Source organism: Knoellia aerolata DSM 18566 (assembly GCF_000768695.1).
Taxonomy (GTDB): domain Bacteria; phylum Actinomycetota; class Actinomycetes; order Actinomycetales; family Dermatophilaceae; genus Knoellia; species Knoellia aerolata.
On record NZ_AVPL01000200.1, the window covers coordinates 1 to 357 of the forward strand.

A 357-nucleotide genomic window follows, 5' to 3' on the forward strand; every position below is an offset into this window, starting at 1 on the left:
CTGCTGTTGCCGTTGCCGTCTTCATACAGCGAATTCATCTCGAACTTGTCGGAGTACAGCCGCCCCTCGCCGCGCCATTTCTTCGCCTCGGTGTGCGAATAGGAGAGCCAGTTGCTGAAGCCGTTGTACTCGCCGGTCTCCAGGCGGGCGAAGGTTTTGCTCAGGCTGTTGCTGCCCAGCGTCTGCTTGACGAAACCGCCGAAGTCTTTCGCCGGGCGGCGCGTCACCAGGCCGATGTTGCCGCCGCTGGAGCCGATGTGCGGGCCGTCCGCTTCGGAGGAGCCCTGGGTGACGAACACCTCCTCCAGGTTTTCCGCGTCGCCCAGCAGGTTCGGGTAGACCGCGTAGTTGCCGGAG

The 357-nt window shown here is 63.9% G+C and carries 1 protein-coding gene; it reads right to left on the bottom strand.

The annotated features are described in order from the left end of the window. Window positions 1–357, bottom strand: a 357-nt coding sequence (locus tag N801_RS22295) for a hypothetical protein (protein ID WP_035941250.1), incomplete at both ends; no start/stop codon positions are given.